This is a genomic window from Flavobacterium amylolyticum (assembly GCF_048284335.1).
Classification (GTDB): domain Bacteria; phylum Bacteroidota; class Bacteroidia; order Flavobacteriales; family Flavobacteriaceae; genus Flavobacterium.
On the sequence record NZ_JBLVPG010000001.1, the window covers coordinates 34988 to 57206 of the forward strand.

The 22219-nt window shown below is 32.0% G+C and carries 19 protein-coding genes; 13 read left to right on the forward strand and 6 right to left on the reverse strand.

Going from position 1 to position 22219, the window contains the following annotated elements:
- The first annotated feature begins 157 nt into the window (after nucleotides 1–157).
- The 6 genes from ACNQF9_RS00150 (at nucleotide 158) to ACNQF9_RS00175 (ending at nucleotide 7990) form a co-directional block, all read left to right on the forward strand.
- Entirely contained in the window at nucleotides 158–1219 is a 1062-nt protein-coding gene (locus tag ACNQF9_RS00150) for a HEAT repeat domain-containing protein (protein WP_417989381.1), read from the forward strand.
- Complete coding sequence (locus ACNQF9_RS00155; protein ID WP_417989382.1) at nucleotides 1219–2661, forward strand: glycosyltransferase family 2 protein; 1443 nt, start codon at nucleotides 1219–1221, stop codon at nucleotides 2659–2661. The genes ACNQF9_RS00150 and ACNQF9_RS00155 overlap by 1 nt, the downstream gene beginning before the upstream one ends.
- A complete protein-coding gene (locus ACNQF9_RS00160; RefSeq protein ID WP_417989383.1) occupies nucleotides 2658–3926 on the forward strand; it encodes a YaiO family outer membrane beta-barrel protein in 1269 nt (422 codons plus the stop codon). The genes ACNQF9_RS00155 and ACNQF9_RS00160 overlap by 4 nt, the downstream gene beginning before the upstream one ends.
- Nucleotides 3927–3995: 69 nt before the next feature.
- Complete coding sequence (locus ACNQF9_RS00165) at nucleotides 3996–6164, forward strand: DUF4838 domain-containing protein (protein WP_417989384.1); 2169 nt, start codon at nucleotides 3996–3998, stop codon at nucleotides 6162–6164.
- 12 nt (nucleotides 6165–6176) lie between these two features.
- The gene (locus tag ACNQF9_RS00170) at nucleotides 6177–6548 is read left to right on the forward strand and encodes a response regulator transcription factor (protein WP_417989385.1); all 372 of its coding nucleotides are present in this window, start codon (nucleotides 6177–6179) and stop codon (nucleotides 6546–6548) included.
- Nucleotides 6549–6637: 89 nt separating this feature from the next.
- Nucleotides 6638–7990: a DEAD/DEAH box helicase gene (locus ACNQF9_RS00175; protein WP_417958206.1), complete on the forward strand. Its 1353-nt coding sequence runs from the start codon at nucleotides 6638–6640 to the stop codon at nucleotides 7988–7990.
- A 65-nt stretch (nucleotides 7991–8055) separates the two neighbouring features.
- Here ACNQF9_RS00175 and ACNQF9_RS00180 read toward each other — a convergent pair whose 3' ends face one another.
- Entirely contained in the window at nucleotides 8056–9168 is a 1113-nt protein-coding gene (locus ACNQF9_RS00180; protein ID WP_417989386.1) for a lactonase family protein, read from the reverse strand.
- 181 nt (nucleotides 9169–9349) lie between these two features.
- Between ACNQF9_RS00180 and ACNQF9_RS00185 the strand changes: the two genes are divergently transcribed.
- The 4 genes from ACNQF9_RS00185 (at nucleotide 9350) to ACNQF9_RS00200 (ending at nucleotide 13643) form a co-directional block, all read left to right on the forward strand.
- A complete protein-coding gene (locus tag ACNQF9_RS00185; RefSeq protein ID WP_417989387.1) occupies nucleotides 9350–11278 on the forward strand; it encodes a BatA domain-containing protein in 1929 nt (642 codons plus the stop codon).
- Nucleotides 11279–11399: 121 nt separating this feature from the next.
- Entirely contained in the window at nucleotides 11400–12653 is a 1254-nt protein-coding gene (locus ACNQF9_RS00190; RefSeq protein ID WP_417989388.1) for a dihydroorotase, read from the forward strand.
- 5 nt (nucleotides 12654–12658) lie between these two features.
- Entirely contained in the window at nucleotides 12659–12991 is a 333-nt protein-coding gene (locus ACNQF9_RS00195; protein WP_417958210.1) for a hypothetical protein, read from the forward strand.
- A 4-nt stretch (nucleotides 12992–12995) separates the two neighbouring features.
- Nucleotides 12996–13643 (forward strand): alpha/beta hydrolase, encoded by a 648-nt coding sequence (locus ACNQF9_RS00200; RefSeq protein ID WP_417989389.1) that lies wholly within the window; start codon nucleotides 12996–12998, stop codon nucleotides 13641–13643.
- A gap of 59 nt (nucleotides 13644–13702) precedes the next feature.
- Here the strand turns inward: ACNQF9_RS00200 and ACNQF9_RS00205 are convergent, their stop codons facing one another.
- Together ACNQF9_RS00205 and ACNQF9_RS00210 are read right to left on the reverse strand one after the other, a co-directional pair.
- Nucleotides 13703–14203, reverse strand: a complete 501-nt coding sequence (locus ACNQF9_RS00205) for a hypothetical protein (RefSeq protein ID WP_417989390.1) — start codon at nucleotides 14201–14203, stop codon at nucleotides 13703–13705.
- Nucleotides 14204–14213: 10 nt separating this feature from the next.
- Nucleotides 14214–14978, reverse strand: a complete 765-nt coding sequence (locus ACNQF9_RS00210; protein WP_417989391.1) for an MBL fold metallo-hydrolase — start codon at nucleotides 14976–14978, stop codon at nucleotides 14214–14216.
- Nucleotides 14979–15072: 94 nt separating this feature from the next.
- Here ACNQF9_RS00210 and ACNQF9_RS00215 point away from each other — a divergent pair, with 94 nt between their 5' ends.
- A complete protein-coding gene (locus ACNQF9_RS00215; RefSeq protein ID WP_417989392.1) occupies nucleotides 15073–16533 on the forward strand; it encodes a TonB-dependent receptor in 1461 nt (486 codons plus the stop codon).
- 77 nt (nucleotides 16534–16610) lie between these two features.
- Here the strand turns inward: ACNQF9_RS00215 and bcp are convergent, their stop codons facing one another.
- On the reverse strand, nucleotides 16611–17063 hold the full coding sequence (gene bcp, locus ACNQF9_RS00220; protein WP_417989393.1) for a thioredoxin-dependent thiol peroxidase: 453 nt from the start codon (nucleotides 17061–17063) through the stop codon (nucleotides 16611–16613).
- Between the two features lie 88 nt (nucleotides 17064–17151).
- Here bcp and ACNQF9_RS00225 point away from each other — a divergent pair, with 88 nt between their 5' ends.
- The gene (locus ACNQF9_RS00225) at nucleotides 17152–17802 is read left to right on the forward strand and encodes an endonuclease III domain-containing protein (RefSeq protein WP_417958216.1); all 651 of its coding nucleotides are present in this window, start codon (nucleotides 17152–17154) and stop codon (nucleotides 17800–17802) included.
- Nucleotides 17803–18108: 306 nt separating this feature from the next.
- Here ACNQF9_RS00225 and ACNQF9_RS00230 read toward each other — a convergent pair whose 3' ends face one another.
- Nucleotides 18109–18693 carry an RNA polymerase sigma factor gene (locus tag ACNQF9_RS00230; RefSeq protein ID WP_417958217.1) on the reverse strand — a complete coding sequence of 195 codons (585 nt, stop codon included), beginning with the start codon at nucleotides 18691–18693 and terminating at the stop codon, nucleotides 18109–18111.
- A gap of 413 nt (nucleotides 18694–19106) precedes the next feature.
- Between ACNQF9_RS00230 and uvrA the strand changes: the two genes are divergently transcribed.
- Entirely contained in the window at nucleotides 19107–21890 is a 2784-nt protein-coding gene (gene uvrA / locus ACNQF9_RS00235; protein WP_417989394.1) for an excinuclease ABC subunit UvrA, read from the forward strand.
- Between the two features lie 4 nt (nucleotides 21891–21894).
- Here the strand turns inward: uvrA and ACNQF9_RS00240 are convergent, their stop codons facing one another.
- A complete protein-coding gene (locus ACNQF9_RS00240) occupies nucleotides 21895–22194 on the reverse strand; it encodes a hypothetical protein (RefSeq protein ID WP_417958219.1) in 300 nt (99 codons plus the stop codon).
- Nucleotides 22195–22219: the final 25 nt, after the last annotated feature.

The window sequence follows — 22219 nt, forward strand, 5'->3', positions numbered from 1 at the left end:
ATAAGAATCTGATAAAAAACTAAGAAATTGAATTCTAAAAAATAAGTTTCTGTATTGTTCCGATTAAGTGTTTTGAAGGATATATAAGTAATACATCGAAAATATTTTTTTCCCCTTTTCATTATTTGTAATATTATATTATAAAACATTGATAATCATGGATTTATTTATTTCGTATCTAAAGTATTATATCATCCCGTTCCTCTTAATATTAACTTTATTATTGACATTTGTTTTACTACTAAAACGAATTCGTTATGAATATACCAAACCGTTGAGGGAATCAATAAGCAATAAAACTGAGATTTTTTTGACCGAAATGATTCTATCAAAACCTGATGAGAAAACATTTAGAAAAAAACTATATCTTTTTAAAAAAGAGATTCCACTGCATAAAACCTGGTGCAAGGAAATGATTATTAATGATATGATACGATTTAAACAAAGTTTAAAAGGAAAAGCATCGGATCAAATTAACATTTTTTATCAAGCATTACACTTAGATAAATATTCTGCAGGACTAATACGGGATTTTAGAAGTTTTTACAAATGTGAGGGCTTTTATCATTTCCAAGCTTTAGACTATAAAAAAGGCAGCGCTTTTATAAAACCGTATTTAAAGCATCCTAATAATGTGATTCGGTCAAATGCTAATATGGCTTACATCTCATTATCAGAAAATCACATGGAAAGTTTTACAGAATTGTCCTCTGCCATTTCACATTTAAACATGATAAAAATAATGGATATTCTTCATGATAAAAAAATTCCTCTCCCAAAAAATATTGATCAATGGATTGAAACTAATAATGCTTCAGTTACTAAATTAGGTTTAAAAATTATGACTTTTCATAATTATAGACATAAAGCCAAAGAAATTATAACATTTATTCAGAGTGATGATGATTCACTAAAAAAGGAGGCCATTATGGCTATCAAAGAACTCTTCCTGACTGAAGCAAAAGACGAATTGATCCATCTATTTGATAATACATCCTCAGAAATTAGATTAGAAATTTTAGATGCTTTAAAAGTAATCGGCGACGAGAGTATAATTCCTTTTTTAGAAAAGGAAATCCAAAAGGAAACTAATAAGGACATAAAATTAAAAGCGGTTGAATGCTTAAATGAAATAGATAAAACTCAATTGGATTTTCTGTCCGCCAAAGATTATGATACTACAAAAATGATTCATCATGTTAGAGAAATATACTTATAATGATACACTATTTAACACATCAAATTATTGAACTTTATGAAATTTTTATTTCATTCTTTTCTCTTACCTATGTTGTATTTTACATTTTCTTGTCTATTCTTTCCTATTATGCTATACTAAAACACCTAAGACATCAAAAATATATTTCTGAAGATATTCTTACTAGGTCAAATCATTTGTTAGGCGTTTCAATTGTGGCTCCAGCTTTTAATGAAGGAGTCAGTATTGTTTATAATGTAAAATCATTGCTATCATTGACTTATCCAAAATATGAAATTATTATTGTCAACGACGGCAGTACAGATGATACTTTGATAAAATTAATAACTGAATTTGAATTGGTTAAAATAGATTTTTATTACCAAGAAAAAATCATAACTAAACCCGTACGAGGACACTATAAATCAACCAATCCAATATACTCTAAACTGATGGTTGTTGATAAAGAAAATGGGAAAAGTAAAGCAGATGGCTCTAATGCAGGAATTAATTCCTCACGCTATCCTTTGTTTTTATGTACTGATGTGGACTGTATTCTTAAAAGAGATACTATCCTTAAATTAGCCAAGCCATTTATGGAAAATGAAACTCGCGTTATTGCAACAGGTGCAGGTATTCGAATTTCAAATTCGTGCGAAATAAAAGATGGCTTTTTATATAAAGTACATTTTCCTAAAGATTGGTATCCAAGATTTCAAGAATTAGAATATGTGCGTTCTTTTCTTTTTGGCAGAATGGCTTGGAGCCAAATTAATGGTTTACTTTTAGTTTCTGGAGGGCTTGGGATGTTCGATAAAGAAATAGCCATAAAAGTGGGAGGGTATTGGCATAAATCATTAGGAGAGGATATGGAACTCATCACCCGCATGCGTAAATACATGCATGAAAAAAACCAAAAATTTTTAATTAAGTACATTCCAGAATCGCTCTGTTGGACTGAAGTCCCTGAAACAAGAAAAGTGCTAATACGACAACGAACGCGCTGGGCCAGAGGATTAATTCAAACATTATACCTACATCGAAAAATGTTTTTGAACCCTAAATATGGTAAAACTGCTTTCTTGATTTTACCTTTTTTCTTTGTATTCGAATTTTTGGTACCCATTATAGAATTTTTAGGTGTAATAGCCCTAATTATAAGCATTTATAATAAATCTCTAAATATCGAATACCTTGCTACTATAGGTATATTTGTTTATGTATTTTACTTATTGATTACTCTAATCTCTATTTTAATAGATGATTTATTATACAAGAGCTATGCTAATCATAAGGAATTAATGGTTTTGATTTTTATGGCCGCAATCGAACCATTTGTGTACCATCCGTTGAATGTATATGCCTCATTAAAGGGATATTGGTTCTTTTTTAGACAAACTGAACAAAAATGGGGGGTAATGATTAGAAAAGGATTCACAAATACTCAAAAAGTTACATCATGATTAAGAGTAAAATTTTTAATACGGTCCGTTTTTTTATTATTTTATTATTTTTATCTAATGAGGCTGTACTTGCACAAAAAATAGACTCTGACAGCCTTCTTTCTGTTATTGTAAAAGACATGCAGAATAATAAAAACTATGAGAAAAATATTGAAAGGGCTCTCTTGGGAAAAAAAATTGCGCCAAACTATTTAGATTATTATTTGCTATTAGGTAGAAATTATGATTTACTTAAAAAAAATGATAGTGCTAAGTATTATTACAAATATTATATCGAAAAGAGCACACTGAACCGAGAAGCACTCAACTATCTTATAAATCTGGAATTAGAAGAAAAGAAATACAAAGAGGCCGAAATTACAATTGATAAAGCAATTGCATTACATCCTGAAGATGATACATTTGAACAAAAAAAATTAACTGTTTTCCAATTGCAAAAAGACAGAAAGAAAGAATATGAATATTTAAAAATATTGCAGTTAAAAAATCCGAATGATAATGCAATAACGCAACTCATTTTTCAATTGGAATCAAAATTAAAAACAGACCGAATGGGAATCAATTATGGCTATACCACTTTTGATCGAAAAGGCTATGGTCCGTGGCATTTATTAAGTTTTCAATACATAAGAGAGCGGCAATGGGGTTCTTTAATAGGCCGGATAAATTATGCCGATCGCTTGTCTTCCGGGCAAAGTATTGCAAATGGAATTCAATATGAAGCCGAGTCCTATTTTTTTACCGGAAAAAATAATTATTCTTATGTAAACGGAGCATATAGCAAAGACCTCGTATTTCCAAAAATAAGATTGGGGTATTCCTTCTATCAGAATTTTAAAAAAGGTTGGGAAGGAGATGTTGGAATTCGATATTTAAAAACAACAGATACTGAATTTAAAACTGTAGCTCTCGGTTTGGGAAAATATATCGACTCCTATTGGGTCAATTTAAGGACGTTTATTCAAAGTGATAATGACAATATTTTTCCCGCAGTTACTTTAACAATACGCTATTATTTTGATACTCGTTTTGATTATGTAACTTTAATCTCTGGTTACGGCTCTTCCCCAGAGGAGAGAACTACTTTAGGGCAATTTAGAGAAAGAATCTCGCTGGATTCGTACAGGATAGGCGCAGGATATTATAAAATGTTCAATAATCATTATATAACAGGCATTCAGTTTACCTATAATGAACAAGAGTATGTCAAAAACTTAACGCAAAACGAATTGGAATTATCAATAATGTTGCAATATAAATTCTAGATTATGCTTAATAAACGACTGACCTTAATGTACGCACTATTTTTTTTAGTTGTTTTTAACTTTAAAATAATGTCACAATCTAATATCGTCATGGAGAATAAACCAGGTTCTGAAAATGTCATTCATATCCTGGATGAAAATGCAAAGCCCACTGCAAAAATTTTAAAAAAATATTTGGATCAAAGTTTTTCTAATCCCTTTTTAATTGAAACTAATGAGCCTAAGAAGAAAACGACAGGTACCATTCATCTCACAATTACAAATTCAGAAAACAAAAAAAATAAAAATAGTTTTAGTATCAAAAGTAATACTGCAGATATTTTTTTAACTGCATCCAATGAAAAAAATTTACGCTATGCCGTTTATACATTGTTAGAAATTTGGGGATTCCGAAAATTTACAGCAAAAGAAATGTATGTCCCAAAATTGAAAGAGGTCGTTTATCCAAAAAATAAAGAGAAAGCCTATACTCCTTCTTTTGAATACCGAGTACTCTTTTATCCAGATGCTTACGATGCTGATTTTAGAGATTGGCACAAATTAGATTGGCATTTAAACGATTTTAGTATTTGGGGACACTCGTTTCATACACTTTTGCCCCCAAAAGAATTTTTTAAAACTAATCCTGAGTTTTTTGCCCTGTACGAGGGCAGTCGAAGACCTGAATCACTTTGTATGAGTAATGAAGCCGTGGTTACTCATGTTATAGAGAATATGTCTCAAATTATTGAAAACAATCCTAATACTTCCTTTATATCAGTCAGCCAAAATGATGAAACAGTTTACTGTGAGTGTAACCAATGCAAATTATTAAATGAAAAACACGGAGGTCCTCAAGGTTCTTTGTACTACTTTTTGAATAAAATTGCAAAACATTTTCCAAAAACAAAAATAGCTACTCTGGCGTATCAACATACTTTCAAACCACCCATTAATATAAAATTACAGCCAAATATTTATACTTTATTTTGTCCAATTGAATTGAATCGCGGGAAATCAATCCAAAAAGACAGCCAAAACAAAGCATTTTTAAAAATATTGCAGAATTGGGACAAAACGGCTTCGAATTTATACTTATGGGATTACACCGTACAGTTCTCAAATTATTTATCGCCTTTTCCTAACTTACATACGTTTTCCGATAATTATAAACTTTTCCAAAAAAATGATGTGACAGGATTATTTGTGCAAGGATATGCAGATGTGCCGGGAGACTTTTCGGAATTAAGACAGTATCTGTTAGCTAAATTATTATGGAATACTGAAACAGATATTAAAGCAGCTACCGATGACTTTTTAAGAGGTTTTTACGGCAATGCAGCACCATACATCAATGATTATTTAAATCTTTTGACTAAAAATCAAGAAAAATTTAATCGCAATTTAGACATCTATTCTGGCCCTATCCAAAGCAGAAATAACTTTTTATCTCCTGTGGCAATGGATCAGTATGACCAATTATTGGACAAAGCTTCGGTAGCTATAAATCAAGATCCCATTTTAAATTCCAGAATAGAAAAATTACGTCTGGCCTTAGAATATGTATATTTTGAACAATCTAAATTTTACGGACAAGAACAACATGGAATGTTTATCGTTAATAAAAATGGAATGTTAGTAGTCAAACCCGGACTTAGTGAACGAGTATTGAATTTTGCAAAAGCATGTCATGAATTTGGAATTTATGAACTCAGTGAAGATGGATTGTCTCCAGAGAAATATTATAAAAATTGGCTAGAAATCACAAAAAATACGGCAAAACATCTTGGAGAAAAAATACAAGTCAATTTCCTTACAACACCTGCGCCAGAATTCTTTGGCAAAGGAGGACCAGGGCTTGTTGATGGAATTAAAGGCCATACCGATTATAATATAAATTGGATTGGATGGTATGGTATTAATCCTGAAATAGAATTAATAACGAAAAAATTAAACTTTAATCATATCCGAATACACTTTTTAGATAACCAACGAAATTGGATTTTTATTCCTCAAAAAGTGACACTATTTGGATATAAAAATGAAGAATGGGTCTTTATATCTGAGAAAAAATATGTAGCTTTAATAGAAGATTTTGAGGTGAAAAGTAGTGAACTAGAGATTACTGATGATCGTTTTAATACTTTTGAAAAAATAAAATTGGTGGTACAAAATCAAGAAGACTTACCAATTTGGAGAAAACGAAAGAATAAAAAACCGATGGTAATGATTGATGAAATTGAGCTTTACAACAAATAAAAGATTTTAAAAATGAATAGCGACAAAAAAATACTGATTATTGAAGATGATGAATTAATGATTAAAATCCTTACTTTCATACTCACAAAAGAAGGATATCAAATAGCCGTGATTAGAGACGGACTAAGTGCTATTGAACAATTGCCGACAATAAATCCTGATATGGTGATTACTGACTTGTTGCTCCCCTATAAATCAGGACTGGAAATAATCAGTTTTGTCAAAAGACATTTTGAAAAAAAGGCTATAATTGCTTTATCGTCTTTGGGTGAAGAGGAGAATTCTGTAAGTGAAGCTTTTAAACTTGGTGCTGATGATTTTATTTCAAAACCGTTTAATGCAAACGAATTATTACTGCGAGTGAAACGATTATTAAACAATTAGTCGAATTAAAATTCTAAAAAGAAGCCTGAAATCTATTGATTTTATAGCATTACTTTCAAAAAGACTATCTTTGCAAAAAATTTAAGCAAATGACTACTTTTGAGCAATTCAATCTTCCTAAATCCGTACAAAAAGCGATAGATGATTTGGGATTTACTACACCTACTCCTATTCAGGAAAAAACATTTTCTGTGATAATGTCAGGAAGAGATATGATGGGAATCGCTCAAACGGGAACTGGTAAAACTTTTGCTTATCTATTACCTTTGTTGAAATTATATAAATTTACTCCCGGCCATACCCCAAAAATAGTAATTCTGGTTCCTACACGTGAACTTGTAGTTCAAGTAGTCGAAGAAGTTGAAAAACTGACTAAATACATGTCGGTTAGAACTATTGGAATTTTTGGTGGTGTCAATATCAATACGCAAAAGAAATCTGTTTACGCAGGTTGTGACATACTAGTGGGGACTCCAGGAAGAATCATGGATTTAACGCTAGACAATGTAATTCGTTTTGAAGAAATGCAAAAATTGGTAATCGATGAGTTTGATGAAATGCTGAATTTAGGTTTCAGAACTCAACTGACATCTATTCTGGCGATGATGCCAAAAAAACGTCAAAATATTCTTTTCTCGGCAACGATGACAGATGAAGTAGATGCTATTTTGAATGACTATTTTGACTATCCTGAAGAAGTGACGCTTTCGGCATCAGGAACACCATTAGAGAACATTAAACAAATTAGTTATAAAGTTCCCAATTTTAATACAAAGATAAACCTGCTTAAATACTTATTACAAAACAACGAAGACATGAGCCGTGTTCTAGTATTTGTTAACAATAAGAAAATTTCTGATATGGTTCACGAACGAATTGAGGAAGATTTTGAAGGGCAGTTTGGAGTAATTCACTCTAATAAATCTCAAAATTATCGTTTGAGCACGATGGCCTCTTTTCAAGAAGGAAATTTACGTGGTTTAATTACCACAGATATTATGGCCAGAGGTTTGGATATTTCCAATATTACTCATGTTATCAATTTTGAAATGCCTGAAATGCCTGAATTGTATATGCACAGAATTGGTAGAACCGGTCGTGCAGATGCTACAGGAACTGCCATAAGTCTTATTGCACCTCGTGAAGAAGAGTCAAAAGTGGAAGTAGAAGTACTGATGAATATGGAATTAGTAATCGAACCTTTCCCAGAGACTGTTGAAGTTTCCTCAAAATTAATCGAACCTGAAAAAGACAGGCAACCGATTAAGTTTATGATGAAAAAACAAAAACTTGACGGAGATGGTGCTTTTCAAGAGAAAAGTAAAAAGAATAAAAAAGTCAATCTGGGAGGACCTGGCGTAACCAAGAAAAAAACTCATGGTTCTGTAAATAGAAATATGCTAAAAACAAGAGACAAAAAGAGGAAAGACAAGAATAAATAATCAAAAAAAGGCTAAAATGAAATTCATTTTAGCCTTTTTTTTTGATTATTAGTAATATTTTTATTTTAATTCTTTGTAAAAACCAAACAAACCGGAGAACACATAGCAATCTTTTTTCCTGTATTTACAAGAGCACCTGTAGTTTTGTTTCTTTTAAATATTACAATGTCATTTGTATATTGATGTGCTACCAAAAGAAAATTTCCAGTTGGATCAATTGCAAAATTTCTAGGTCCTTTACCTAAGGTACTGGCTTGTCCTTTAAATACTAATTTTCCGCTTTTTAGAATTTTAAAAATGGTAAGGTTATTTGCCTCTCCGCGATTAGAAGCGTATAAAAACTTCCCATCCGGCGAAATATGTATATCTGCTGCACTGAAAGACCCTTTGAAGTCTTTGGGTAAAATAGTAGTTTCATCAATCTTTTTTAAGATCCCCTTGGAATAACTAAATACGGTTAGCCCTCCGTTTAATTCTTGCAATAAATAAACAATTTTCCCATCCTTACTAAACGTTAAATGCCTTGGTCCACTTCCAGATTTTACCGCAACACTATCTCTTAATTCTAAAACAGTACTTGTAGCATCCGGATTATAGGCATATGAATATACTTTATCATTTCCTAAATCGTTAGACAAAACAAACTTTTTGTCAGGAGAGAAATATACCATGTGCACATGTGGACCTTCCTGTCTTTGTACATTAATTCCCTTTCCATAATGTTGAATAACTTGTTTTGCTTCGTCTAGACTTCCGTCGTTATTTTTACCAAAAACGGAAATATTTCCCCCAGAATAATTGGCAACTATCACATTCTTATTATCATTTATAATGTAACAAGGATTCGCACCTTTTGAGCTTTGTTTGTTAATTAAGTTAAGTTTTCCACTTGATGGATTGTAACTAAAAGAACTTACCGTACTTGCCGCCCCGTTTTCATTTACCGAATATATAAAGTTATTGTCTTTTGAAACTGTCAAATAACTTGGATTCACGACTTTTTCAGTAGCATTTTTAAAACTAAAATCACCTGACTTTGAATCAAAATCATACACATAAATTCCTTTACTTTCGCAACCTTTTGTATAGGTTCCAATCAATAAATTATATTTGTTTTTTTGCGCTTGTATTGTGGTTAAAGCAATAATAGAAAGAAGAATTGTATATATATTTTTCATAAGTTAAATGGTATTGAAGAGCTAAAATACGCATTATATTCATAATGGATGTCAATTGTTTATTCCTTTAAAAAATTACTACAACTTCATAAAAAACTGTCAACAAATTTGTATTTTTGACTCACTAAATTCAATGAACTCCATTGAAAATAAAATCTAGTGCAGTAAACTCAACCTTAGAATGTATTTTAAACATCCCGAAATTTTATACTTTCTATTCTTGTTGATTGTTCCTGTTTTGGTTCATTTATTTCAATTGCGCCGTTTCAAGAAAGAATATTTCACTAATGTTCGTTTCTTAAAGGCACTTTCGATTCAAACCAGAAAAAGCTCTAAACTCAAAAAATGGTTGCTTCTAACCTGTCGTTTATTATTGTTATCTTGTATTATTATAGCGTTTGCACAGCCTTTTTTTGAGTCAAAAGACAGTGAAAATGCAAACAATGAGTTGTATATTATTTTGGATAATTCATTCAGTATGCAAGCCAAAGGCAAAAAAGGACAATTACTAAAAAGAGCCGTTCAGGAACTCCTTGAAGAAACTCCTGAAAATGTTAATTTCTCTTTACTCACCAATTCCGAAAATTATTGGAACACGGATATAAAGTTAGTGCGTAGTGCATTGCAAAATCTAAAATACAGTGCCACTCCTTTCCAATTAGACAATATAATATCCAAAATAAAAGCGCATAAATCGGCTTTTAAAAAAGATATTCTTATCATTACAGATGCTGTAGGTCTTGATGAAAATCAACTGAAAAATAGTAATGCAACTGATTCGCCTTTATTTATAATTCCTAAAGCAGAGCAAAAAAACAATGTCTCCATTGACAGCGTTTTCATCAATAAAACATTAGATAATTTTTATGAAATTAGTGTCCAAATATCCGCTTACGGCGATGGTATTAAACCCATTCCTATTTCGTTATACAATGAGAACAAGCTCATTGCAAAGACAATAGTAACATTAGAAAAAAAGAAAAAAAACATCAACTTTACGATACCAAAACAAGCCTTTCATGGCTATTTTTCTATTGTAGACAATGGTTTAAGTTACGACAACACGTTGTATTTTAGTATTTCAAAAATAAAGAAAACTAATGTTATCAGCATTGGAGAAACAACGAAAAGCAACTTTCTTTCCCGAATATACACCCGTCAAGAATTCAATTTCAATAATTACAATTTAAGTGCATTGGACTACAATACACTGGAAGAACAAGATGCGATTGTTTTAAATGAATTGGATGAAATTCCGCAAGCTTTGGCGACCACTTTAAAGTCTTTTGTAGAAAAAGGTGGCAATTTAATTGTGATTCCTTCGGCAATAATTTCAATTACAAATATGAATTATTTTGTGAGGAATTTTGGAAACCTCACCTTCAATTCTTTAGAAAACACAGAAAAATTAATTACTACAATCAACTTCAATCATCCTATATTCAGTAGTGTTTTTGAAAACAAAGTGACTAATTTTCAGTATCCAAAAACAAAAAAATCCTTTGCAATATCCAGCCCCAGCCCAGCCGCTTTGTCTTATCAGGACCAAAGCGTTTTCTTGGCTTCAATAGCAAGTTCGGTTTCAGCAGTTACTGTTTTTGCAGCTCCTATCAACATCGAAAATTCAAATTTCCAACAATCTCCATTAATTGTGCCTACATTTTACAAGATGGCAATGAACAATCAAAACAATGGCGTAAATGCTTTGACAATTGGAAATAACAATCCGCACATGACAGAAGCGTCACTAAACAATGACGCTATTTTAACTGTAAAAGGCTTGGAAGAACAATTTATCCCTATCCAACAAATTCTGAAAAATAAAGTCAAAATGACCTTCAACGATTATCCGAAACAAGCCGGAAATTTCAGTATTTACAATAAAAAAGAATGGATCGAAAACATCAGTTTCAATTACAATAGAACCGAAAGTGATTTGGCCATAGCTAATCAAAATAGCCTTTCAAATTATAAAACAATAGAATCGATAAAATCATTTTTTGACACGCTACAAACTGACAGAACTGATAATCAAATTTGGAAATGGTTTGTTATCTTTGCACTGATATTTATAATAACCGAAATGTTAATCATACGGTTTGTAAAGTAATCAACTAAGTTCAATTACTTAAAAAAATCAATATGAAATGAGCATGACCGCAATTTGGTCGTAAAAGTTAATGCAACTATGCGAATTCCATATTCCATTAAAAAACAAATATTATCTACATATGAAATTAATCATCAGAGGTGCTAAAATTATCGATTCGAAAAGTCCCTTTCATAATAAGACAGTAGATCTTTTAATTGTTGATGATTTTATAAAAAAAATTGGAACTTCACTCCCAAATCCAGAAAAAGCGGAAGAAGTAAAACTTGATAATTTACATATTTCACAAGGGTGGTTTGACAGCAGCGTTTCATTAGGAGAACCCGGGTTTGAAGACCGAGAAACCATAGCAAACGGACTTAATGTTGCTGCCAAAAGTGGGTTTACTGCAATAGCATTACAACCCCACTCCTTCCCTATCATTGACAATCAATCCCAAGTAAATTTTGTTTTAAACAAAGCTATAGGATTTGCAACTCAACTGTATCCTATAGGTGCTTTAAGCAAAGAAAGCGAAGGAAAAGACATGGCCGAATTGTATGATATGAAAAAATCCGGAGCAGTCGCTTTTGGAGATTATAATAAGAGTCTGAACAATGCTAATTTGCTAAAAATCGCCTTACAATACGTTCAGGATTTTGATGGATTGCTTCTTGCTTTTTCCCAAGACGAAAATATTAAAGGAACCGGAGTAGCAAATGAAGGCGTTGTATCTACCCGATTAGGTTTGAAAGGAATTCCAAATCTTGCTGAAGAATTACAAATCGCAAGAAATTTATTCCTATTAGAATATACGGGAGGGAAACTACACATTCCTACGATTTCGACTAAAAAATCAGTCCAATTAATTAAAGAAGCTAAAGCTAATGGATTGAATGTAACCTGCAGTGTAGCGGTACATCATTTAGTTTTAACGGATGAAAAACTGGAAGGTTTTGATACCCGCTATAAAGTTTCGCCACCACTTAGAACTGAAACGGATAGAAAAGCATTGCTAAAAGGCCTAAAAGACGGAACAATAGACATGATTACATCCGACCATAATCCTATAGATATTGAACACAAGAAAATGGAATTTGATGGTGCCAAGAATGGAACGATTGGAATGGAAAGTGCTTTTGGTGCTTTGATGACCATATTGCCATTAGAAACAGTAATTGAGAAATTGACTGCTGGGAAATCTAGATTTGGAATTGACGTACATATCATTAATGAAGGTTCAAAAGTAAATATGACCTTGTTCAATCCAGAACCAAAAGGTATTTTTAGTAAAGCATCAATTCTATCAAAATCTAAAAATTCTGCATTTCTGGGAACAGAAATTAAAGGAAAAGTTCATGGGATAATAAATCAGGGAAAATTAATTTTAGTATAAAAAACATGAATAATAGCACTAATACCGAAACAGGGAAAACTGCCGCCATTACAAGTTATATTTTTGGCATTGGCGTATTTATAGCGATGTCTATGAACTCCGAAGACAAAAATGCGTTTGCTTCCTTTCACATTCGACAAGGATTAGGACTCACTTTGACTTTTATATCACTAGGACTAATCATTAGTAATTTTGACAGCTTACTGATTTCAGCTCCAATGTGGATTTTCGTATTTGTTTTATGGTCTTATGGCATCACCAGTGCTATTAAAGGAGAAACAAAACCCGTTCCTTTATTGGGAACTTATTTTCAAAAATGGCTTATAAATATATCATAATTCAATGAATTTATCTTTAGAATATAAAATACAAGAACCTAAAATAAAATTAGATAAAAATCCCGTTATCCTTTTATTACATGGATACGGTAGCAACGAAGAAGACTTATTCTCTTTTGCGGAAGAGCTACCAGAGGAATATTATATTATCTCAGCCAGAGCTCCCTATGATTTACAATACGGTAGTTATGCTTGGTATGCAATAAACTTTGACGCAGACGAAAACAAATTTTCAGATCACGAACAAGCCAAAGTGTCAAGAGATCTAATTGCCGGATTTATTGACGAATTAATTGCTAATTATCCAATAGATGCAACACAAATTGTTCTAGTTGGTTTCAGCCAAGGATCCATATTGAGTTATGCAGTTGCACTTTCTTATCCAGAAAAAATTCAAAAAGTAGTGGCTATGAGCGGCTATTTAAATTTAGAGATAGTATCTGATGATTACCTTAAAAACAACTTTACTGCCCTGAAAATATTTGCTTCACACGGTACTGTAGACCAAGTGATCCCTGTAGAATGGGCCAGAAAAACGCCTGAGATATTGAAAAATTTATCTATAAACCATATCTATAAAGAATATCCAATAGGGCACGGGATCGCTCCTCAAAATTTTTATGATTTCAAAAGTTGGCTTCTTGAAAAATAGTCTCTAGTTTACGCTCGCAGTATTGAGTACTGATGTAATTCAATACTGTGAGAAGACACTTATTTCTGATATAATAACGACTGATTTACTTCAAATGTGATGCTTTCATCCTCATTTACAAAATACTTTAACAAAACTTCACCCCATATTTCACTATTACTATAGTCAGCGATAATCCATCGGTGGTTTAGAATTTTGACCTTATTTATAATAAATTTATTAGCACCTATTTGATCTTGACCTGTATAAGGATTTCCTTTAGGATTTGAATTAAAGTCCATTAATTTTTCCGTAACAAAAGGTATTAATTTTTCATATTGTATTATTTTACTTCTATTTCCAGACTCAAAATAATTTTGGGCGTTCTCGTTTTTCTCCAAAGAAAAATAGTTGGCATCAACTAACTGATTTGAAACTAAAGCTAGACTGTCTCTTAATTTTTTGGTCGTTTTATCATACCTTTTTTGTTCAAAAGCTACTTCTTTACTCAAAAACATATAGGTAAAAACAGTAGAGAGTACAGCAAGGATAGTTAGGTAAAGGAATAATGATTTTTTCATTTTAATTGAATTAAATAGTAATTTCTAAATTATCGTAAGCCAGAAAAACATTTCTTGGAAGATTTTTTTGAACTTCTTCATGATATCCCATTATATGACTAATATGGGTAAGATAAGTAATATCTGGCTGTACCAAAGTTATAAAATCTAACGCTTCTTTCAAATTGAAATGTGTGTCATGAGGCTCTTCGCGTAAAGCATTTATTACCAATACCTTTAGCTTTTTTAGCTTTGCAATTTCACTATCGGCAATAGTTTTTACATCCGTTAAATAAGCAAAATCGTCAATTCTATACCCAAAAACCTGAAGATTTCCGTGCATTACATTGACAGGAATTACGGTTTTATTACCAATACAAAACGGTTCGTTATTGAAAACTTGTATCGTTTGTACAGACGGTGCTCCGGGGTATTTGTTTATGGTTTCAAAAACGTACTCAAACCTTCTTTTCAGATTTTTTATTACTCGATCATGGGCATAAATTGGCATGTCCCCTTGCCTAAAATTAAACGGTCGAATATCATCTATTCCCGCAGTATGATCTGAATGTTCATGAGTAAATAAGATAGCATCCACTTTCTGGCAATTTGAGGATAACATTTGTTGTCTAAAATCAGGTCCGCAATCAATAACTAAAGAATAATTCTCCCAAGATATCCAAACTGAAACTCTTAGCCTTTTATCTTTAGAATCAGTGCTTTTACATACTGGATGATTACTCCCAATAACTGGAATGCCTTGTGACGTGCCAGTCCCTAAAAAATATACCTTCAACGTTCTTGATTTTATTTACAAAAATAGGGTTAATTACCTTTCATTAGAAACCTATTTCATTAACTTTGCAACATATTAGCCATATTAAAAGAAAATGGATACAGAAATAAGATTAAAAGGTGATAAAATCATTGAACAAATCCCTTCAATAAAAGATAAAGCACTCCGTATCAATCTGAATGAAAATATTTACGGAACTTTCGCAGAAATTGGAGCAGGACAGGAAACTGTAAGACATTTTTTTAGATCTGGAGGGTCGTCTGGAACAATCGCAAAAGCGATGTCAGCTTATGATAAAGATTTTAGTGATGCCGTATATGGTATTGAAGAAGACGGCCGATACGTAACTGAAAGCCGACTAAAAAAAATGCTGTCTCATGAAGTAAATTTAATAGAAAAACGCTTGAGCAGGGAAAAACATCCTAACAAGATGTTTTTTAGCTATGCTAATACTGTTGCTACTATAGATTTTGCTAAACAATTCAAGGGACATGGATGGGTTGGAATAAGTTACCAAATTGAACCCGATGAGGATTATAACGAAATTATTATTCACATACGATTTAAAGAGACTGACGTTCGTTTACAACAAGAAACACTCGGAATCCTGGGAGTTAATTTAATTTATGGTGCATATTACAAATACAATGATCCCAAACGATTGTTGCGTTATTTGTATGACCATTTAGATAAAGATCAATTAGAAATAGATACTATAAATTTTTCAGGACCACGTTTTGCTGATGTAGACAATCGCTTAATGAGTTTACAATTGGTAAAAAATGGAATGACTGATGCGGTAATGTTTAATCCTGAAGGTAAAAACATTCTTCCTGCAGCTATTTTATACAAGAAAAATATTCTTGCTTTTAGAGGTAGTTTTCGTCCCGTTACCAAAGTAAACATGGACATGTATGAGAAATCATTGAAAATGTTTCTAAACGAAAATAAAGTAAATGCTCAAAATACCCTTGTAATTTTTGAAATTACGTTATCAAACTTGCGCTCTGATGGTGAAATCGATGAAAGAGATTTTATGGATCGGGCAGAATTACTGTGTTCATTAGGACAAACAGTAATGATTTCAAACTTTCAGGAATATTATAAAGTAGTAGAATATTTCGCTAATTATACCAAGGCCAGAATGGGTCTTGCCATGGGCGTAAATAATTTAGTGGATATTTTTGATGAGAAATATTACCGTCATCTTAGTGGTGGTATTTTAGAAGCTTTTGGAAAATTGTTCTATCGAGATATGAAAGTATTTCTATATCCAATGATAGGAGAAAATGGAGAAATTATCACCTCCGAAAATTTAAAAGTACATCCCAGAATGAAAGAATTATACAAATTCTTTAAATTCAACGGAAAAGTAGTCGATATTGATGATTATGATCCTGAAATCCTAGAAGTCTTCTCAAGAGAAGTGCTCAATATGATTAATCAAGGAAAACCAGGTTGGGAAATAATGCTTCCTTCTGGTATTGCAGAAATAATTAAGGAGCACAGACTTTTTGGTTTTGATCCCAATAAAGTATTAAAGGAAATTAAATAGTGTTTCCACAAAAAAGCCAAGATATAAGATTACATCGCGATCTTGTTTCTTGGCTTTTTCTTTTAATTTTCTATCTTTTATTTTAATATTTGAGCGGCGTGCGCTTTTGTTTTTACATCTGAAAGTACCTCCTCAATAACTCCCTTTTCATCGATCACAAAAGTCGTTCTGTGAATACCATCATATTCTTTACCCATAAATTTTTTGGGACCCCAAACTCCAAAGGCTTGAATAACTGATTTATCTTCATCTGCAAGTAGTGGAAAAGGAAAATCATATTTTTCTTTGAATTTAGCTTGGGCTTTTTGCGCATCTGCACTAACACCCAGAAGTGCATAATTATTGGCTTGAAATTGTTCAAAATTATCTCTTAAGTCACAAGCTTCAGCTGTACATCCTGGTGTATTTGCTTTTGGGTAAAAGAATACAACTAATTTTTTACCTGCATAATCTGCTAATCGATGTGTTTTTCCATCTTGATCAAGAGCAGAGAAATTTGGCGCTTTATCTCCTTTTTTTAATGTTGTCATTGTTTAAAATTTTATTTATTTGAATCGAAATTGAATTTTGCTATTGCCAATGAAATTGTTTTTCTTTACAACTCAAATTTAATGAATAATGAATAAACAAGAACGTGTAACGTTTGTTATAAATACGTTAAAAGAGTTATACCCAACTATACCTATTCCCTTAGACCATAAGGATCCTTACACATTGTTGATTGCTGTATTATTATCAGCACAATGCACAGACGTTCGGGTGAACCAAATTACACCGTTACTTTTTGCGAAAGCTGACAATCCTTACGATATGATAAAAATGTCTGTTGAGGAAATTAAAGAAATCATTCGTCCATGCGGTCTATCGCCAATGAAATCAAAAGGAATTCATGGTTTATCACATATCTTAATTGACAAACATAGCGGAAAGGTCCCTCAAAGTTTTGAGTTTCTGGAGGAATTACCAGCTGTAGGGCATAAAACGGCTAGTGTAGTAATGTCTCAAGCTTTTGGAGTACCTGCTTTCCCTGTTGATACACATATTCATCGTTTAATGTACCGGTGGAATTTAACCAATGGAAAAAATGTGGTGCAAACTGAAAAAGATGCCAAACGCATTTTTCCTGAGGAAATCTGGAACGATCTACACCTTCAGATTATTTGGTATGGAAGGCAATATTCACCTGCTCGTGGTTGGAATTTAGAAAATGACCTTATCACGAAAACCATTGGAAGAAAAACGGTTCTCGAATCGTATTATAAAAAATAAACAGATCACAAATGCAAAATCCCTCTATTTTCATTAGAAATAGGGGGATTTTAAGCTTAATAATATCAAATTTAAATATTAAGTTGATTTTATCTTAATCAAAGAAAGCTTAATTCGATATAATTTCGAAACTTCTATTGTCAATTTTTATTATGCTCAACGCCTTGGAGTAGCTTAATAAAAAAGAAATTGTCTCTTTATTTGGTTTCATTGTTTGAGAAACTAACGGTTTTTTTGAGTAAGTTTTTGCCATAAAAATAATAAATATTCGTTTATTATTACAACGCAGCTAGTTTCAAGATATTGTTAATTAGTTAAAACAATTTGGTGTTTATCAATTACTTTTCTCAAATTCATCAAAGCATAACGCATTCTTCCTAAAGCTGTATTAATACTTACACCTGTAGATTCAGAAATTTCCTTGAAACTCATGTCCTGATACATTCTCATTACTAATACTTCTTTTTGATCAGCGGGAAGTCCCTCAATTAATTTCTTTAAATCCATCTCGACTTGTTCTGATATTATTTTATTTTCAATAGTCAAAGAATCATCAGACATAATCGAAAAAATAGAAAATTCCTCCGTTTCTCTGAACATTGGCATTTTTTTAGTCTTTCGGTAATGATCAATAACTAGATTATGAGAAATGCGCATCACCCATGGCAAAAATTTACCTTCTTCATTATATGAGTTTGATTTCAAGGTATTAATAACTTTGATAAATGTATCTTGAAATATATCGTTAGTAGTCTCCTTGTCTGGAATTTTGGAGTAAATAAATCCATAAATTTTTGATTCATGCCTTTTTATTAGTTTAGCTAAGGCATCCTCATTACCGGCCACATATTCCTTTACTAATGACGCGTCTGGGATTTGTATATTAACCATAATAATACTTTTTAGTTTTTAATTAAAATTGGAGATTTTTCTCTAAAAAGTAGTTTTTAAGTATAGGCTAAAGTATTTATAGGTTATTTAAGTTTTCAAATTTAACAAATTATTATTTCAACAAGCAAATAAAATTAATAAAAATTAACATATCAAACTTATAATTTGTAAAAAAATTTAAACTTTTTTCACATTTACAATACAAATAGTATGCCGTCGAAAAAAAATAATAATTTCTGTAATTAAATTCTTAAAATATAAAAACAAATACTGATTCTAAATGAATTATAAAAAAAAAACATAAAAGTCAAATAAAAAAACATTCGTTCGCCGAGCTTTTAAGCATTATTTGTGACTTGTTCAATCCTTTTACTCAATTGAAAATTGATTACTTTTGTGAAAATTATCATTTTATGCAAGTTGACCTTTCAAAATTAGATCCGAAGAAAAACATCATCATTAAAGGCGCTAAAGTACATAACTTGAAAAATGTAGATGTAGCGATCCCACGAAATAAATTAGTGGTGATTACGGGTCTTTCGGGTTCTGGAAAATCAAGTTTGGCTTTCGATACATTATATGCCGAAGGACAACGCCGATATGTGGAAAGTTTATCGTCCTATGCAAGACAATTTCTGGGAAGATTGGATAAACCAAAAGTGGAATACATCAAAGGAATTGCTCCTGCAATTGCTATTGAACAAAAAGTAAACACCACTAATGCCCGTTCTACAGTAGGAACTTCAACCGAAATATACGACTATATAAAATTACTTTTTGCTCGAATTGGACGGACCTATTCTCCTATATCTGATCGTGAAGTCAAGAAAAATACCGTTACTGATGTGGTTACTGATGTAAAAAGTTTTGAACTTGATAGCAAATGGTTGCTCCTTGCTCCGATACACTTAGAAGAAGGAAGAAAACTGGAAGACAAATTAAAAGTGCTTTTGCAACAGGGTTTTGCCCGGATTTTGGTAAATAATGAAATGGTGCGTTTGGATGATTTACCGGATTCACTTGAAAAAAAAGATCTTTTTCTGATCATAGACAGAATTGTAGTAAAAGAGGAAGAAGAATTCTATAATCGATTGGCTGATGCGGTACAAACTGCTTTTTTTGAAGGAAAAGGAATCTGTCATTTACAGGAATTAAATTCCGATAAAAAGTTTTCCTATTCCAATAATTTTGAGTTGGACGGACTGACCTTTTTAGAACCCAACGTTCATTTGTTCAGTTTCAACAATCCGTATGGAGCCTGTCCTGTTTGTGAAGGATATGGAAATATTATTGGTATTGATGCTGAACTGGTGGTGCCAAACACCACATTATCCGTTTATGAAAATGCTATTTTCCCCTGGCGTGGCGAAAGCATGAGCTGGTTTAGAGATGAATTGGTCAACAAAGCCTATAAATTTGACTTTCCTATTCACAAACCCTATTATGAATTATCTGAAGATCAGAAAGAATTAATTTGGAATGGAAATAGCTACTTTCAAGGGTTGAATGATTTCTTTAAAGAACTGGAAGAAAAAAATTATAAAATACAAAATCGTGTGATGCTTTCGCGTTATCGTGGCAAAACTAAATGCCATGCTTGTAAAGGAAAACGTTTAAGAATAGAAGCTTCTTACGTAAAAATTAACTCCAAGACAGTTTCGGATTTAGTTGATTTACCGATTAAACATCTAGTTGCCTTTTTCAAAAATATAGATTTAGATGTTTATGAAAAGCAAATTGCGAAGCGATTAATGGTGGAGATTAACAACCGTTTATCATTTTTAACCGAAGTAGGATTAGACTACTTAACTTTAAACAGAAATTCTGCAACACTTTCTGGAGGTGAATCACAACGCATCAACTTAGCTACTTCATTAGGGAGCAGCTTAGTGGGATCAATGTATATCCTAGACGAACCCAGTATTGGTTTACATCCAAAAGACACGGAACGCTTGATAAAAGTATTGCTCTCCCTCCGTGATTTAGGAAATACTGTAATTGTTGTAGAACACGATGAAGATATTATGAAAGCTGCCGATATGATTATTGATATTGGTCCGGAAGCAGGAACTTTTGGAGGTCATTTAGTCGCTCAGGGAACCTATGCTGAAATCCTAAAATCTACTTCACTAACCGCGAAGTATCTCAATGGAGATTTAGAAATTAGTGTTCCTAAAAAAAGAAGACTTTTCAAGAACTTTATTGATATAAAAGGGGCTCGAGAGAATAATCTTCAAAATATAGATGTGACCTTTCCTTTAGATGTGTTAACTGTAATTACTGGTGTGTCAGGAAGCGGAAAAAGTACTTTAGTGAAGAAAATTTTGTTCCCAGCAATGCAAAAAAAACTGGAGAATGTTGGGGAAAAAGCAGGCCAGTTCAGTGAGATGTCCGGTTCATTTTCTCAAATAAAACACATCGAATATGTAGATCAAAACCCTATAGGAAGAAGTTCCCGTTCTAATCCTGTAACCTATATTAAGGCTTATGACGATATCCGCGAATTGTATGCTAAACAAAAACTATCAACGATTAGAGGCTATCAAGCCAAACATTTTTCTTTTAATGTTGATGGGGGGAGATGTGAAACTTGCAAAGGGGAAGGTGCTATCAACGTAGAAATGGTTTTTATGGCTGATGTTCAATTGCCTTGTGAAACTTGCAACGGGAAGCGATTCAAGAAAGAAGTACTGGAAGTAGCATTTGAAAGTAAAAATATTCATGATATTCTCACGATGACCATAGACGATGCTATTTCTTTTTTCAATACTAATAAACAACCTAAAATAACTCAAAAATTACAGCCTTTGCAAGATGTAGGTCTGGGTTATGTTCAATTAGGTCAATCCTCTTCTACTCTATCCGGAGGTGAAGCCCAACGTATAAAACTGGCATCCTTTTTAGTAAAAGGGGCTACAAAAGACAAAGCTTTATTTGTTTTTGATGAACCTACCACGGGATTGCATTTTCATGATATCAAAAAATTATTAGCATCCTTTGATGCATTGATTGATAAAGGACATTCGATTATTGTTATTGAACATAACCTTGATTTAATTAAATGTGCCGATTGGATTATTGATTTGGGACCTGAGGGCGGGGAAAATGGAGGTAAGTTATTAGCAGTAGGAACTCCAGAACAGGTGTCAAAAATAAAAGCATCTGTTACCGGTCATTATTTAAAAGATAAACTATAGCAGTTTATCCCATATAACATTTCTCCTCAAAAGTATTTCCATCTTCATCAACTGCTATCAGTATTTTTTTAGCTTTGGAAGAAACTTGGGCAATATAAATCCAAACTACGGACCAAAGTCCAAGTGTAACACAAAAAACAAAAAAATTAAAAATATGATTTACCTCTTTTTTCCTTTTTAATAAAATAGCATAAGGTAGTTTGTCATTTCGTTCTAAAACTATAAATCCTTTATTGGTTTTATCTTCTAAAACAGTTGAAAATTTAATTAAATTCTCCTCACTTTTATTTTTATAGCTACTCATATGTCTTACTGTAATTTATTCGGAT

Bases quoted from the DNA above. Each gene is read 5' to 3' on its own strand.
- ACNQF9_RS00150 (WP_417989381.1), top strand. From the start codon at position 158: ATGGATTTATTTATTTCGTATCTAAAGTATTATATCATCCCGTTCCTC.
- ACNQF9_RS00155 (WP_417989382.1), top strand. From the start codon at position 1,219: ATGATACACTATTTAACACATCAAATTATTGAACTTTATGAAATTTTT.
- ACNQF9_RS00160 (WP_417989383.1), top strand. From the start codon at position 2,658: ATGATTAAGAGTAAAATTTTTAATACGGTCCGTTTTTTTATTATTTTA.
- ACNQF9_RS00165 (WP_417989384.1), top strand. From the start codon at position 3,996: ATGTCACAATCTAATATCGTCATGGAGAATAAACCAGGTTCTGAAAAT.
- ACNQF9_RS00170 (WP_417989385.1), top strand. From the start codon at position 6,177: ATGAATAGCGACAAAAAAATACTGATTATTGAAGATGATGAATTAATG.
- ACNQF9_RS00175 (WP_417958206.1), top strand. From the start codon at position 6,638: ATGACTACTTTTGAGCAATTCAATCTTCCTAAATCCGTACAAAAAGCG.
- ACNQF9_RS00180 (WP_417989386.1), bottom strand. From the start codon at position 9,168: ATGAAAAATATATATACAATTCTTCTTTCTATTATTGCTTTAACCACA.
- ACNQF9_RS00185 (WP_417989387.1), top strand. From the start codon at position 9,350: ATGTATTTTAAACATCCCGAAATTTTATACTTTCTATTCTTGTTGATT.
- ACNQF9_RS00190 (WP_417989388.1), top strand. From the start codon at position 11,400: ATGAAATTAATCATCAGAGGTGCTAAAATTATCGATTCGAAAAGTCCC.
- ACNQF9_RS00195 (WP_417958210.1), top strand. From the start codon at position 12,659: ATGAATAATAGCACTAATACCGAAACAGGGAAAACTGCCGCCATTACA.
- ACNQF9_RS00200 (WP_417989389.1), top strand. From the start codon at position 12,996: ATGAATTTATCTTTAGAATATAAAATACAAGAACCTAAAATAAAATTA.
- ACNQF9_RS00205 (WP_417989390.1), bottom strand. From the start codon at position 14,203: ATGAAAAAATCATTATTCCTTTACCTAACTATCCTTGCTGTACTCTCT.
- ACNQF9_RS00215 (WP_417989392.1), top strand. From the start codon at position 15,073: ATGGATACAGAAATAAGATTAAAAGGTGATAAAATCATTGAACAAATC.
- bcp (WP_417989393.1), bottom strand. From the start codon at position 17,063: ATGACAACATTAAAAAAAGGAGATAAAGCGCCAAATTTCTCTGCTCTT.
- ACNQF9_RS00225 (WP_417958216.1), top strand. From the start codon at position 17,152: ATGAATAAACAAGAACGTGTAACGTTTGTTATAAATACGTTAAAAGAG.
- ACNQF9_RS00230 (WP_417958217.1), bottom strand. From the start codon at position 18,693: ATGGTTAATATACAAATCCCAGACGCGTCATTAGTAAAGGAATATGTG.
- uvrA (WP_417989394.1), top strand. From the start codon at position 19,107: ATGCAAGTTGACCTTTCAAAATTAGATCCGAAGAAAAACATCATCATT.
- ACNQF9_RS00240 (WP_417958219.1), bottom strand. From the start codon at position 22,194: ATGAGTAGCTATAAAAATAAAAGTGAGGAGAATTTAATTAAATTTTCA.